General features: G+C 73.0%; 13 protein-coding genes. 4 read left to right on the forward strand and 9 right to left on the reverse strand.

From position 1 onward, the window contains the following. Positions 1–116: 116 nt before the first annotated feature. Positions 117–332, reverse strand: coding sequence for an I78 family peptidase inhibitor (locus AB852_RS24605; RefSeq protein WP_073792339.1), 216 nt, complete (start codon positions 330–332; stop codon positions 117–119). Positions 333–796: 464 nt separating this feature from the next. Here AB852_RS24605 and ctaD point away from each other — a divergent pair, with 464 nt between their 5' ends. After that, a complete protein-coding gene (ctaD, locus tag AB852_RS24610) occupies positions 797–2,539 on the forward strand; it encodes an aa3-type cytochrome oxidase subunit I (protein ID WP_079184889.1) in 1,743 nt (580 codons plus the stop codon). Positions 2,540–2,611: 72 nt separating this feature from the next. Here the strand turns inward: ctaD and AB852_RS24615 are convergent, their stop codons facing one another. After that, positions 2,612–3,463, reverse strand: coding sequence for a hypothetical protein (locus AB852_RS24615; RefSeq protein ID WP_073792340.1), 852 nt, complete (start codon positions 3,461–3,463; stop codon positions 2,612–2,614). 626 nt (positions 3,464–4,089) lie between these two features. After that, positions 4,090–4,821, reverse strand: a complete 732-nt coding sequence (locus AB852_RS24620; protein ID WP_073792341.1) for a LysM peptidoglycan-binding domain-containing protein — start codon at positions 4,819–4,821, stop codon at positions 4,090–4,092. A gap of 537 nt (positions 4,822–5,358) precedes the next feature. Here AB852_RS24620 and AB852_RS24625 point away from each other — a divergent pair. Both AB852_RS24625 and AB852_RS41670 read left to right on the forward strand, forming a co-directional pair. Further along, entirely contained in the window at positions 5,359–6,144 is a 786-nt protein-coding gene (locus tag AB852_RS24625; RefSeq protein ID WP_073792342.1) for a hypothetical protein, read from the forward strand. Between the two features lie 311 nt (positions 6,145–6,455). Next, positions 6,456–6,989, forward strand: a complete 534-nt coding sequence (locus AB852_RS41670; RefSeq protein WP_143201274.1) for a hypothetical protein — start codon at positions 6,456–6,458, stop codon at positions 6,987–6,989. Positions 6,990–7,041: 52 nt separating this feature from the next. Here AB852_RS41670 and der read toward each other — a convergent pair whose 3' ends face one another. From der to AB852_RS24660, 6 genes are all read right to left on the reverse strand, one after another. Beyond that, on the reverse strand, positions 7,042–8,517 hold the full coding sequence (gene der / locus AB852_RS24635) for a ribosome biogenesis GTPase Der (RefSeq protein ID WP_073792344.1): 1,476 nt from the start codon (positions 8,515–8,517) through the stop codon (positions 7,042–7,044). 73 nt (positions 8,518–8,590) lie between these two features. Then, on the reverse strand, positions 8,591–9,316 hold the full coding sequence (locus AB852_RS24640; protein ID WP_073792345.1) for a lysophospholipid acyltransferase family protein: 726 nt from the start codon (positions 9,314–9,316) through the stop codon (positions 8,591–8,593). After that, a complete protein-coding gene (gene cmk, locus AB852_RS24645; protein WP_073792346.1) occupies positions 9,244–9,963 on the reverse strand; it encodes a (d)CMP kinase in 720 nt (239 codons plus the stop codon). The genes AB852_RS24640 and cmk overlap by 73 nt, the downstream gene beginning before the upstream one ends. Positions 9,964–10,164: 201 nt before the next feature. Then, on the reverse strand, positions 10,165–11,250 hold the full coding sequence (locus AB852_RS24650) for a prephenate dehydrogenase (protein WP_073792347.1): 1,086 nt from the start codon (positions 11,248–11,250) through the stop codon (positions 10,165–10,167). Beyond that, positions 11,247–11,609, reverse strand: coding sequence for a chorismate mutase (gene aroH, locus AB852_RS24655; RefSeq protein WP_073792348.1), 363 nt, complete (start codon positions 11,607–11,609; stop codon positions 11,247–11,249). Before aroH ends, AB852_RS24650 begins: the two co-directional genes overlap by 4 nt. 420 nt (positions 11,610–12,029) lie before the next feature. Then, the gene (locus tag AB852_RS24660) at positions 12,030–12,521 is read right to left on the reverse strand and encodes a YidB family protein (RefSeq protein ID WP_218623284.1); all 492 of its coding nucleotides are present in this window, start codon (positions 12,519–12,521) and stop codon (positions 12,030–12,032) included. Between the two features lie 121 nt (positions 12,522–12,642). Here AB852_RS24660 and AB852_RS24665 point away from each other — a divergent pair, with 121 nt between their 5' ends. Next, positions 12,643–13,374: a nucleotidyltransferase domain-containing protein gene (locus AB852_RS24665; RefSeq protein ID WP_073792350.1), complete on the forward strand. Its 732-nt coding sequence runs from the start codon at positions 12,643–12,645 to the stop codon at positions 13,372–13,374. Positions 13,375–13,457: the final 83 nt, after the last annotated feature.

Below are 13,457 nucleotides of genomic sequence, written 5' to 3' on the forward strand. Positions count from 1 at the left end.
GGCCCAGGGACAGCGGGGCACGGTACGCACAGCCCGCCCCGCGCCGCGAAGGCCCCGGCAAACCCCACCACGGGGTTGCCGGGGCCTTCGCGGCGCCCTGGAGCGTCCTGGTGGCCTCAGCCCTTCCAGCTGCGGCGCACCACACCGTCGGCGACCTCGAAGTTCAGCCGCCCGAAGCGGTACTCCATGGTGATCAGGGCGCCCGGGGGCAGTGACCGGACGCTCGACCAGCCGCGTTCACGGGCCAGTCGCTCGGCGGACTCGGCGTCGAGACCCGCGTAGGCGGCCGGGTCGTCCTGGGGCTCTTCGGGTGTCTGCGGATTGGGTGCCATGCCCGCCACGTTAACCGCGCGTCGACTCCGGCAGGGGCCGGGTCGTCCCTGCGGGGTCACGCTTGGGTCACAGGATCACGACGCCCGATTCCGCGCGGCCGACTTCTCGTAGTTGGCGGTCATACGCCATACGCATTCCTTCCCCCGGTCATCCGCCGCTATTAGCGGACTTCCGGGAAAGCACTCGGAATATCTTCGCAAGGATTCACTCCGGCCCCTTCAAGGAGGAGCGGGACGAGGCATTCCACAGCTCTTCGGAAAAGCTGAACGAGTGCCGGAGTTTCACGATTTCCCCACACAACACCCGGACGCCTTCAAGGGGTGGGGGCCGCTTCCCGCGCATCATGACGTGAGCTCCGGGAAGCCCGGAACACCATCCGTCCGGCAGCGGGCTCGGGGCCATGGCCGGTCAGGCCGGACATCCCCGCACGCGGGCCCGGTGCGGACCACAAAGGGGGCAGGCGATGGTGACCGGCAGCGCGCGGACGGCCGAAGGGCCGCGGAGCTCCGGGGCCCCGGAGAGCGACGAGGCGGCGGGGAAGGACCGGGCGGCGCGCCGGGGGCGGCTGGTGGTCGACTGGCTGACCACGACCGACCACAAGAAGATCGGCCATCTCTACCTGATCACGTCGTTCGTGTTCTTCCTGATCGCGGGCCTGATGGCGATGGTGATGCGCGCCGAGCTGGCCCGGCCGGGCACCCAGCTGGTGTCGAACGAGCAGTTCAACCAGCTGTTCACCCTGCACGGCACGATCATGCTGCTGCTGTTCGCGACCCCGACGTTCGCGGGGTTCGCCAACGAGATCGTGCCGCTCCAGATCGGCGCTCCCGATGTGGCCTTCCCCCGGCTGAACATGTTCGCCTACTGGCTGTTCCTGTTCGGCGGGCTGATCGTGCTGGGGTCGCTGCTCACCCCGGGCGGGGCCGCCGACTTCGGGTGGTTCGCCTACGCGCCGCTCAACAGCGCCGAGCGCACCCCGGGGATCGGCGCCGACATATGGATCATGGGGCTGGCGCTCGCCGGGTTCGGGACGATCCTGGGCGCGGTGAACTTCCTGACGACGATCATCGTGATGCGCGCCCCGGGGATGACGATGTTCCGGATGCCGATCTTCACCTGGAACGTGCTGTTCACCTCGATCCTGGTCCTGATGGCGTTCCCGGTGCTCGCGGCGGCGCTGCTGGTCCTGGAGGCGGACCGGCGCTTCGGTTCGGTGGTGTTCGACGCCGCGAACGGGGGCGCGCTGCTGTGGCAGCACCTGTTCTGGTTCTTCGGGCACCCCGAGGTCTACATCATCGCGCTGCCGTTCTTCGGGATCGTCTCGGAGATCATCCCGGTCTTCAGCCGCAAGCCGATCTTCGGCTATGTGACGCTGGTGGGGGCGACGATGACGATCACCGGTCTGTCGATGGTGGTGTGGGCGCACCATATGTTCGCGACGGGCGCGGTGCTGCTGCCCTACTTCTCGCTGATGTCGTTCCTGATCGCGGTGCCGACCGGGGTGAAGTTCTTCAACTGGACCGGGACCATGCTCAAGGGATCGCTGTCGTTCGAGACGCCGATGCTGTGGGCGACCGGGTTCCTGGTGTCGTTCCTCTTCGGCGGGCTCACCGGTGTGATCCTCGCGTCGCCGCCGCTGGACTTCCATGTCACCGACTCGTACTTCGTCGTGGCGCACTTCCACTACGTGGTCTTCGGGACGGTGGTCTTCGCGACGTTCGCCGGGTTCCACTTCTGGTGGCCGAAGTTCACCGGGAAGCTGCTGGACGAACGGCTCGGGAAGATCCACTTCTGGACCCTGTTCACCGGGTTCCACCTGACGTTCCTGGTGCAGCACTGGCTGGGCGCGGAGGGCATGGCCCGGCGGTACGCGGACTATCTGTCGGCCGACGGCTTCACCGCGCTGAACACCCTGTCCACCATCGGCGCGTTCCTGCTGGGCGCCTCGACCCTGCCGTTCCTCTACAACGTCTGGCGGACCGCCCATCACGGCGAGCGGGTCACCGTGGACGATCCCTGGGGCTACGGCCGTTCGCTGGAGTGGGCGACGTCCTGCCCGCCGCCCCGGCACAACTTCGTGACGATGCCGGTGATCCGCTCGGAGTCCCCCGCGTTCGACCTGGCCCATCCGGAGTTCCCCGGCGGCCCCCGGGACACCCGGCGGAGCGCTCCGGCACCCGGACCGGCGGGTCCCGGGCGTAGCTGACGGGCGGATGGGCCCGGCGGGGCCCGGTACCCCGACGGCGGGCTGCCCGGGATCGTCCGCCCCGGCGCGGGGTCAGCGCACGGGCGTGACCCGTACCGAGAGATCGTTGTCCTGGGTGTACAGGGCGCGGGCCTCGAACACGCCCTGCCCGGCGGCCGGCCGGACGGCGGGGTAGCCGTGGACGGCCCGGCGGTCGGCGATGTCGGCGGCCCGGTCGATGATCCGGGCGATCCGCACCCGGGGCCCGTCCGCCCCGTCCGGACACAGCCACAGGTCCCACAGTCCGGGCCGGGACATCAGTTCGGCGTACGGCACGGTGAAGACGAAGTCCCGCTGGCGCACGGTGACCCCGGCGCGTACGAGGACGGACGGATCGGCGCGTAACACCGACTCGGCGTGGGCCGCGGTGGTGGGGACGGTGCCGTACATCCGGCCGCTGACGGTGAGACCGGGGTCCGCGACCAGGAGTTCCCCGGCCTCGGCGTGCGGGGCGCGCCACCAGCTGCGCACGGACAGATTGCCGTTCTTGGTGGCGTAGGGGATACGGACGGCGACATGGCCGAGTGCGCCGCTGGGGACGCGGTCGAGCAGGGACCGCAGATCGTGCGCGCCGGGCGCCAGCCGTCTCAGCCGTCCGCCCGCGACCTGCGCGTGGACGTCCCAGCGGCCCTCGGTGAGGGCGACCCCGCTGGGCAGCGCGGCCCGCAGACTACCGCCGGAGGCGGGGGTGAGGGGCAGCCGCACCTCCTCGGCGGGGTGTCCGGAGCCCCGGCGCAGCAGCACCAGATGGGCGTCGCCGGGCGTTCCCGGGTCGCGGACGTCGAAGGTGAGGCCGCCCGCGGAGTCGGCTATGCAGTGGGCGCGGGGCGTCCGTTCCCGGCCGTCGCCGTCGGGCCGCTCGGCGGCGGGGACCAACGTCGTCATACGGGACGTGCCTCTCTGTGGACGGCTCTCGGGACGGCGCCGCCCGGGTCAGGGGCGGCGGGCGGGACGCTCCCGGTGCGGCGGGCGCGGTGCGGGACGGCTCGGCCGGGGAACGCGTGGCGGACGGGTGCGGTGCGGGTCGTGCGGAGTGTGCGGGCTGTGTGGAGTGTGCGGGCTGTGCCGTGGGCGTGCTGGGTCGGGAAGGAGATGTGCATCCGCGTCTCCTCTCCCCCTCTCTGCGGCTTTCCGTCGGCCCCCGTACGGCGGACCGTCCGGGCGGTTTCCAAGGATTGACCAGGCTTTCCCGGTCTCTGCCGTTCCCCCGCTCTCCTCCCGCTTGGGACGGTTCCCCGCCGAACCGTCCCGCTCCTCCGCCTACCGTAGGTTTGGAATCGCTCCCACGTCGTCCGCTCGGCGAGGAACATCATCTTGTGCTGCAAGAGTTGCCTGATCGATAGCGCCGGACGGGAACCATTCCCGCGACCGGCGCGCGCCGGTACCGCCTGACGGACGATAGGCCAACCCGGGGTACCCCGAACAGATGCCCCGCACGCCCGGCCGCGGGCATGCGGACGGCCCCGCCTCCGAGCCCAGGGGCGGGGCCGTGCGTGCGGGGGGCGACCCGGTCAGATGTCGAGTCGCTGGCCCGGCACGATCAGATGCGGGTCGGCGCCGATGACCCGCTGGTTGGCGTCGTACAGCCGTCGCCAGTCGGTGGCGTACCGCTCGGCGATCGCGCTGAGCGTGTCGCCGTCGCGGACGGTGTGGTGGCCGCGGCTCGCGCCGCCGGCGGCCCGCTCCGGGGCGCGCGGGGCGGCGGCCGGGGCGGTGCGCTGAGAGGTGTTCGCGGCACGGGGCGCGGAGCGCTCGCCGTCGGACGGGGGCGCGGCGGCGGAACCCGGGGCGGCCGGCGCGGGCGCGGCGGGGGCCGCGGGCCTGGCGGGCGCGGGGGCCGCGGGCTTCGGGGCGGCGGGGGCGGGGGGCTTCGCGGCGGAGGGGGCGGCGCCGGTCGCTCCGGCGCGGGCCGAGCACACGGGCCAGGCGCCCCAGCCCTGGCCGCGCTGCACCTGGGTGGCGACGGCGATCTGCTGGGCCCGGGTGGCCCGGTCGGCGGTGGGGGCGTAGGCGGTGCCGCCGTAGGCCCGCCAGGTGCTCGCGGCGAACTGGAGCCCGCCGTAGTAGCCGTTGCCGGTGTTGATGGACCAGTTCCCACCGCTCTCGCACCGGGCGATACGGTCCCAGACCCCGCCGTCGGCGGCCTGGGCGGTGCCCGAAGCCGCGAGCAGCCCCAGCGGGGCGAGCAGCGCGGCCCCGGCGAACGCGGCGATCCTGCGGGTGGAAACGGGATGTCCGGACATGAGGTTCCCTTTCCGAAGCCCCGGGTTCCCCCAAGATGTCGCGGGCTCCCTCACGCGTTCGGCGTGCGGAGGCCCGTTCCACCCCGTCCGCCACCCGGCGCTGGGCGCCGGGCTCGCCGGTCGAACCGGCTGGTGGACATTCCCGAGTGGTGCTCGGTGCACCGCCGAGGAACCTAGGGAAGCGGACGGTCCGGCATCAACCAACGGCCTGTCCCGCCAGGCCAGTCCATAGTTACCCCGGGTAGCGGCGTTTTCCGGTCAACCCCTTCTTCGTCCCATATCGGGATTTTCCCGCCACCCGGCCAACCGGCCTGTGACTCACTTCACCGGCTCAACACACCTTGGACGTAAACAAGTTGACGCGGTGTAGCCGGATCGGCGGCCCATCTCACGCTCCGCTCCGGATGGTTCGATTCCGTTGACCGCCGGGCGTGACCATGGCCACAGCTTCCCCGTTGTCCCTGTCATGAGCCGGGGACCGCCCGGCACGGGCCGGGAGCCACCCGGCGACGCACACAGAGATCCCGAGGAGCCACCGTGCCGCGCATGCTCGACGTCAGCGACGACGTACGCGCCGAGATCGGCGACGCAGAAGCCGACCGGCTGCTCGCCGGAGAGAACGACCCGGGCAGTTACGACTGCACGTCCTGCCGCACCCCGGGCGACTCGGAACAGGAACGCACCAGCACCGTCCTGTTCATCGGCGAGGAGACCGCCGTCCTCGCCTTCGCCCATGCCACCTGCCTGCCCTCACAGATCGTCAAGGTCAGCGAGGAGCAGCTCCAGGGGGCCGTCCGTTCCATCACCGGGGAGGGCGACGGGGCCGGGCCCGGCGACACCGGACCCGAGCAGGCCGTCCTGGGCATCACCAGCGGTCTGGTCCTCATCGAGGGCGAACTGCACCCGGCACTGGTCGTCGAACCCACCGCGCCCATCGCGCGGGCCGGTACCACCGGGGAGAACGGCGACGAGTTCCTGGCCCTGCTGGTCGAGCAGGGCTTCCATCCCGCGTCGGGTGTGGACTCGGTACCGCCGGTGCTGCACGGCTGGTCGGTGCTGCTGGCCATGGGCCAGTTGCACGCCGTGCTCCAGCCGGGCCCGACCGGCGGCCAGCCCGTCGCCTGGTGGCAGGCCCACCGGCCGCTCCAGGTCACCGAGGGCTGGCGGGCCGCGGCGAACAAGCTCCAGCAGGTACTGGTGTTCGCCGCGCCGGTGGGCGCCATCGGCCGCCAGCCGCGTGAGGACCTGCTGCGGGACGCCCTCGACAAGGCAGCCGTCAACGGCGCCCTCGTCGGCTGCGCGATGCCCCTCGCGGGCACCTGAGCCGGAGCCCCGCGGGACCGTGCGCGACGGCGGGTGCGTGACGGCCGTACGCACCGCGGTCCCGCACGGCCGTCACGCTCGGCCGGTCCGGACCGCCGGAGCGGGCTGCCGGCCCGGACCGCCGGAGCAGGCTGCCGGGCCGGACCGCCGGAGCAGGCTGCCGGGCCGGACCGGGCCCCGCCGGGTACGTCCGCCGCGGTCGGCGAAATGGTGCGCGATGGCCGCATCCGTCCGGGCCCGGGGTCGTTTGGCAGTTCGTGCACACCTACGACCCCACCCGCCGCCCGCCGCAGCAGAGCCCCATCCCGTCCATGCGCCCCGCGCATGAACAGGCGGGCGGTGTATCGGCCACGCCGATCTACGACGCGCTGTACGCGGAGTACCGCCGGTTGTTCCGGACCCTGCCCGGTGACCGCCACGGCGAGGAGGGGATGGGGTTCACCGCGTTCGGCACCGGCCCCCACGGCTCGTTCCCCGATCTCCGCTACGGCATGTCGTACGGCGGCACGCCCTCGGGGATGACCGGCGGGCTGTCGTCCGTCGGCTACGGCATGACCCAGCACGGCACGATGTACCAGCCGGAGCTGCGGCACGGCCCCGGCTACGACCCCGGTCCCGGACCGCGCTACGACGCCCGGCCGGACCATCAGCGGTCCGAGCACCACCGGCCGGAGCAGCACCGGCCCGAGCAGCAACAGCGCCATGGTCAGAACGGGGGGCCGGGCCAGGGACAGGGTCAGGGCCCGGCGCCGCAGGCCCATCCCACCGGGATGGTTCCCGTGTGGCAGGGCGGGCGCGGCTCGCATCTGCCGGCCCTGCCGCCCGCCCCGCGCCGGGAGTCCTGACCCGGGTCCGGGCGGGCGGGGCCGCCCCGGCCCGCCCGACCGCTTCTTCCCGCTACTTCTTCCGGCCGCGCTTCTCGCGCACCCGCACGGAGATGTGGATCGGGGTGCCCTCGAAGCTGAACTCCTCCCGCAGCCTGCGCTCCACGAAGCGGCGGTAGCCGTGCTCGATGAAGCCGGAGGCGAAGAGCACGAACCGCGGGGGCTTGGTCCCCGCCTGCGTCCCGAACAGGATGCGGGGCTGCTTGCCGCCGCGGATCGGGTGCGGGTGGGCGGCGACCAGTTCACCGAGGAAGGCGTTCAGCCGGCCCGTGGGCACCCGGGTCTCCCAGCCCGCGAGGGCCGCCTCGACCGCCGGGACGAGCTTCTCCATATGCCGTCCGGTGCGCGCGGAGACATTCACCCGCGGGGCCCAGGCGACCTGCGCGAGCTCGGTGTCGATCTCCCGTTCCAGGTAGTAGCGCCGCTCCTCGTCCAGCGTGTCCCACTTGTTGTAGGCGAGGACGATCGCGCGCCCGGCCTCGACGGCCATGGTGACGATGCGCTGGTCCTGGATGCTGATGCTCTCGGACGCGTCGATGAGGATCACCGCGACCTCGGCCTTCTCGACCGCGGCGGCGGTGCGCAGGGAGGCGTAGTAGTCGGCGCCCTGCTGGAGGTGGACCCGCTTGCGGATACCGGCGGTGTCCACGAACTTCCAGGTCTTGCCGCCGAGCTCGATGATCTCGTCGACCGGGTCCCGGGTGGTGCCCGCGATCTCGTTGACGACGACCCGCTCCTCGTTCGCCACCTTGTTCAGCAGCGACGACTTGCCGACGTTCGGGCGGCCGATCAGCGCGATCCTGCGGGGCCCGCCGATCGCGGTGCCGAAGGTCTGCGCGGGCGCCTCGGGCAGCGCGTCCAGCACGGCGTCGAGCATGTCGCCCGTACCCCGGCCGTGGAGCGCGGACACCGGGTGCGGCTCGCCGAGCCCCAGCGACCACAGCGCTGCGGCGTCGGCCTCGGCACTCGGCCCGTCGACCTTGTTGGCGCACAGGACGACCGGCTTGCCCGCCTTGCGCAGCAGCCGGACGACGGCCTCGTCGGTGTCGGTGGCGCCGACCGTGGCGTCCACGACGAAGACGACCGCGTCGGCCGCCTCGATCGCGAATTCCGCCTGCGCGGCCACGGAGGCGTCGATACCGAGGACGTCCTGCTCCCAGCCGCCGGTGTCGACCAGCTTGAAGCGGCGGCCGGCCCATTCGGCCTCATAGGTCACCCGGTCGCGGGTCACCCCGGGGCGGTCCTCGACGACGGCCTCACGGCGGCCGATGATCCTGTTCACCAGGGTCGACTTGCCGACATTGGGGCGGCCGACGACGGCGAGGACGGGCAGCGGACCGTGTCCGGCCTCGTCGATCGCGCCCTCGACATCCTCGGGGTCGAAGCCCTCGACGGCGGCGAGCTCCATGAACTCCGCGTACTCGGCGTCGCCGAGCGCCCCGTGGTCGTGCCCGTCGCCCGCGCCCTCGGAGGGAATGTGCTCGTTCATGAAGTCCGTACCTCGTTCATCGTGGTGATCGGTGGACCGGCCCGTTCCGGGAGATCCACTACTCAAGTGTCGCCTAGCGGCCGGTGAGCCGCCTGGCGTTTTCCAGGTGGGTGGTCAGGTGCTCCTGGATGCGGACCGTCGCCTCGTCGAGCGCCGTGCGGGTCCGCCGTCCACTGCCGTCGCCCGCCTGGAACGGGTCCCCGAACACCAGGTCGACCCGGCTGCGCAGCGGGGGCACCGCCCGTATCAGTCTGCTGCGGCGCTCCGTGCTGCCGAGCACCGCGACCGGGACGATCGCGGCACCGCTGCGGACCGCGAAGTACGCGAGCCCCGCGCGCAGCGACGCGAAGTCGCCCTCGCCCCGGGTGCCCTCCGGGAAGATCCCGAGGGCGCCGCCCTGTTCCAGCACCCCGAGGGCCCGGGTGATCGCGGACCGGTCGGCGATGGAGCGGTCCACCTTGAGCTGGCCGATGCGCTCCAGGAAGGGGCCGAGCGGGCCGATGAACGCTTCCTTCTTGATCAGGAAGTGCACGGGCCGGGGCGCGGTGCCCATGAGCATCGGACCGTCGATGTTGTGCGAGTGGTTGACCGCGAAGATCACGGGACCGCCGACGGGCACCTTCCAGGCGCCGAGCACCCTCGGGTTCCACAGCCCGTACATCAGGCCGACCCCGATCCGGCGGCCGAGATCGGCGCTCCGCGTCGAGGGGACCTGGACCCCGGGCGTCACCGTGCGGCCCGCTTGCCCTCGACGAGGGTCTTCCCCTCGCGCCTCTCCTCGACCAGGGTGACGACGCACTCGATGACCTGCTGGAGGGTGAGGTCGGTGGTGTCGACCTCGACCGCGTCGCCGGCCTTGGCGAGCGGGGACGTCTTCCGGCTGGAGTCCGCCGCGTCCCGCTTGACCAGGGCCTCCTGGGTGGCCTTCACATCGGCGCCGTTCAGCTCCCCGCTGCGGCGGGCGGCGCGGGCCTCCGGGGAGGCGGTGAGGAAGATCTTGAGATCGGCGTCGGGCAGGACGGTCGTACCGATGTCCCGGCCCTCCACCACGATGCCGCCCTCGGCGGCGCGGGCGATGGTGCGCTGGAGCTCGGTGATCCGGGTGCGCACCTCGGGCACCGCGCTGACCGCGCTGACCTTCGCCGTGACCTCCTGGGTACGGATCGGCCCGGCGACATCCGTGCCGTCGACGCTGATCGTCGGGGCGGCCGGGTCGGTACCGGACACGATCTCCGGCTGCCCGGCCACGGCGGCGATCGCCGCGGGGTCCGTGATGTCGACGCCGTGGTGCACCATCCACCAGGTGATCGCCCGGTACTGGGCACCGGTGTCCAGGTAGCGGAGCCCGAGCTGGGCGGCGACGGCCTTGGAGGTGCTGGACTTGCCCGTGCCGGACGGACCGTCGATCGCGACGATGACTGCGGGGCTTCCGGCGACGGTTTCCACGGGGCACCTTCCAGGTGTGGAGCGGGGTGGGTGGGCCGATCGTCGGCCTCGCACAAGGTTACTGGTTCCGGCGGGGACGCCTTGACCGCTCACCCCGGGGACGGCCACGCCCGCCCCGGCCCCGCCGCGCCGGACCCGCCCGCCCCCGCCGCGCCGGGTCACCCGTACCCGGTGCCGGGTCACCCGAGGCGGGACGCGGGGTCACTGGCGCAGGGACCAGCCGCGCTCGCGCAGGGCCACGATGAGGGCGGGCATCGCGGCGGGGACGACCATCAGCTGGACCAGGCCCTCCTGGCGCCCGGTGGCGTGCTCGATCCGGACGTCCTCGATGTTCACCCCGGCCCGGTCGGCGTCCGCGAAGATCCGGGCGAGCTGGCCCGGCTCGTCCCCGATCAGCACGACGACGCTCTCGTACGACGCGGGGGCCGACCCGTGCTTGCCGGGCACCCGGGACTGCCCGGCGTTGCCCCGGCGCAGCACACCCTCGACCGCGAGCCCGCCACCGAGCCGCTTCTCCTGGTCCGACGACTGGAGCGCCCGCAGCGCCCGTACCGTGTCGTCGAGATCGGCGGCCACCTCCGAGAGCAGATCCGCGACGGGGCCGGGGTTGGCGGCCAGGATGTCCATCCACATCCGGGGCTCGGACGCGGCGATCCGGGTCACATCGCGGATGCCCTGGCCGCTGAGCCGTACCGCGGACTCCTCCGCGTGCTCCAGCCGCGCGGCCACCAGGCTGGCCAGCAGATGCGGCATGTGCGACACCAGCGCGACCGCCCGGTCATGGGCGTCCGCGTCCATCACGACGGGCACCGCGCGGCACAGCGAGACCAGTTCCAGCGCGACGTTCAGCACCTCGGTGTCGGTGTCCCGGGTGGGGGTGAGCACCCAGGGGCGCCCCTCGAAGAGGTTGTCGGTGGCGGCGAGCGGCCCCGACTTCTCCCGCCCGGACATGGGGTGCGTGCCGATGTACGCGGAGAGGTCGACCCCGAGGGCCTCCAGCTCGCGCCGGGGCCCGCCCTTCACGCTGGCGACGTCGAGCGCGGCCCGCGCGGCCCCGTCGCGCAGCACGCCCGCGAGGGTCGCGGCCACGTGCGCGGGCGGGACGGCGACGATCGCGAGGTCCACCGGCCCGGCGGGCGGGTCGTCGGTGCCCGCGCCGAGCGCGGCGGCGGTACGCGCCTGCTGCGGGTCGTGGTCCATGAGGTGGACGGTGACGCCCCGGCCCGCGAGGGCGAGGGCGATGGAGGTACCGATCAGACCGGTACCGATGACAAGGGCGGTTCTCACTGGGCGATGTCCTTGCGCAGGGCAGCGGTGGCGCCCAGGTAGACGTGGGCGATGTCGGGGCGGGCCAGGTCGGACTCGATGTGGGCGAGGACACGGACGACCCGGGGCATCGCCCCGGTGACGTCGAGTTCCTGGGCGCAGATCAACGGGACGTCGAGGATGCCGATGCCCCGCGCGGCGGCCGCGGGGAAGTCGCTGTGCAGATCGGGGGTGGCCGTGAACCAGACGCTGATCAGGTCGTCCGCGGTGAGGCGGTTGCGCTCCAGGATCGTCCCCAGCAGCTCACCGACCCGCTCGGCCATGTGCCCGGCCTCGTCGCGTTCCAGTTGGACCGCTCCGCGGACCGCTCGTACCGCCACGCTCACCGCTCCTTGTCGTCCGTCCGGCGCTGATCGGGCCGTCGCCTGTGGTCAGGTGACCGGGCCGGGAGGCCCGGTGCCGGACCTGGGCCGGACCTGGGGCCCTGGATCGGCCCGGCGGGGCCCGCCGTATGCCGCAAGCCTAGCCAGGTGGGAGCGGGCCGGTTCGGGCGACCGGGTGCCGAGACGGGCACCCCCCCGGGTCCGGGTCGCGGGTCCGGTCGCGGCGGCCGGGTGGGAGCCCCGGTCGGCGCCCGGGGGCACAGCCGGTGGGGCACTGCCTGTGGGCCGGATCAGCCCGGTCGCATCAGAGCCGCCCGGTCACGGGCGCCTGGTCACGGACGCCCGGTCACAGGCGCTAGGTGAGAGCCGCCGGATCAGAGCCGGTGGGTCACAGCCGGTGGGTCACCGCAGCCGGGGTCACAGCCGCTGGGTCCGGATCGCGTCCTCCAGGGAGCCCGACGGGACCTGTCCCTCGGGTGTGAGCTTGTCGACGGCCTGCGGCAGGGACTCGGCGATCCGGTCGGCGGCCTGGTCGGTGCTGACCCCGGTCTCGTCCGCGACCTTGCGGAGGGTGTCGTCGGGCAGGGCATCCTTGACCTGGGCGCCGCTCACCGGCTGGTTGTTCCCCGTCCCGATCCAGGATCTCGCCTGATCGGCGAGGCCCGACTTCTGGAGCAGGTCGAGCAGACCACCCAGCGGATTGCCCCCGCCGCCCGCCGCCCCGCTCGGTGCCGCCTGTCCCGCCTGGCCCGCCTGGCCGGTTTGTCCCGCCTGGCCCGCCTGGCCGCCACTGCTGAGCGCGCCGAGCAGCGCGCCGAGGATCTTCCCGGCCCCACCGGAGCCGCCCTGACCGCTCTGACCACCTCCGAGGAGTCCGCCGAGCAGGCTTCCCAGATCGTTTCCCGCCATGACCACGCCTTCCGAGAGGGGCCGGGCCACTGGACTGGGACACCGGCCGCGGACCCTGCCAATGTCACCCGATCCCTCCCGCTCCGCCACCTGGGGGAACGCACGCCGTAGCCTGTCCGGCATGGCGCCCGAAGACCTGGTCCGCGACCACACGATCTACTCCTGTGTGATGGGCTCCCGCGCCTTCGGGCTGGCGACCGGGGCCAGCGACACGGACCGGCGCGGGGTGTTCCTCGCCCCGACCCCGCTGTTCTGGCGCTTCGAGAAGCCGCCCACCCATGTCGACGGACCCGCCGAGGAGCAGTTCAGCTGGGAGCTGGAACGCTTCTGCGAGCTGGCGCTGCGCGCCAATCCCAGCATCCTGGAGTGCCTGCACTCCCCGCTGGTAGAGCGGCTGGACGACACCGGACGCGAGCTGCTGTCCCTGCGGGACGCGTTCCTGTCCCGGCAGGTCCATGTGACGTTCACGGGGTACGCGCTGGGGCAGCGCGACAAGCTCATGGCGGATGTCCGGCGGCACGGTGAGCCGCGCTGGAAGCACGCGATGCATCTGCTGCGGCTGCTGAGCAGCTGCGAGGCCCTGCTGCGCACGGGCGCCCTCACCCTCGACGTGGGCGAGGACCGCGAGCCGCTGCTCGCGGTCCGGCGCGGCGAGGTGCCCTGGCCCGAGGTGGAGGCCCGGATGAACCGTCTGACGGCCCGGGCGGACGAGGCGCTGTCCCGCAGCCCGCTGCCCGAGGCGCCGGACCGCGCTCGGGTGGAGGACTTCCTGGTCCGGACCCGCGCCCGGTCCACCCGGTCCCCACGATCCGACGTCCCGGCGGGCAGCGAGGCAGCCGGTACAGCCGGTTAGCCGGGCGGCCCGGCCCGACGGCTTGGACGTACGGCGGTCCAGGTGGCTCGGGTGGCTCGGGTGGTGCGGCCGGTCCGGGTGGC

The organism is Streptomyces uncialis, assembly GCF_001905345.1.
Classification (GTDB): domain Bacteria; phylum Actinomycetota; class Actinomycetes; order Streptomycetales; family Streptomycetaceae; genus Streptomyces; species Streptomyces uncialis.

Coding starts and splice junctions, on each gene's coding strand:
- AB852_RS24605 (WP_073792339.1), bottom strand. CDS start 332: ATGGCACCCAATCCGCAGACACCCGAAGAGCCCCAGGACGACCCGGCC.
- ctaD (WP_079184889.1), top strand. CDS start 797: ATGGTGACCGGCAGCGCGCGGACGGCCGAAGGGCCGCGGAGCTCCGGG.
- AB852_RS24615 (WP_073792340.1), bottom strand. CDS start 3,463: ATGACGACGTTGGTCCCCGCCGCCGAGCGGCCCGACGGCGACGGCCGG.
- AB852_RS24620 (WP_073792341.1), bottom strand. CDS start 4,821: ATGTCCGGACATCCCGTTTCCACCCGCAGGATCGCCGCGTTCGCCGGG.
- AB852_RS41670 (WP_143201274.1), top strand. CDS start 6,456: ATGCGCCCCGCGCATGAACAGGCGGGCGGTGTATCGGCCACGCCGATC.
- der (WP_073792344.1), bottom strand. CDS start 8,517: ATGAACGAGCACATTCCCTCCGAGGGCGCGGGCGACGGGCACGACCAC.
- AB852_RS24660 (WP_218623284.1), bottom strand. CDS start 12,521: ATGGCGGGAAACGATCTGGGAAGCCTGCTCGGCGGACTCCTCGGAGGT.
- AB852_RS24665 (WP_073792350.1), top strand. CDS start 12,643: ATGGCGCCCGAAGACCTGGTCCGCGACCACACGATCTACTCCTGTGTG.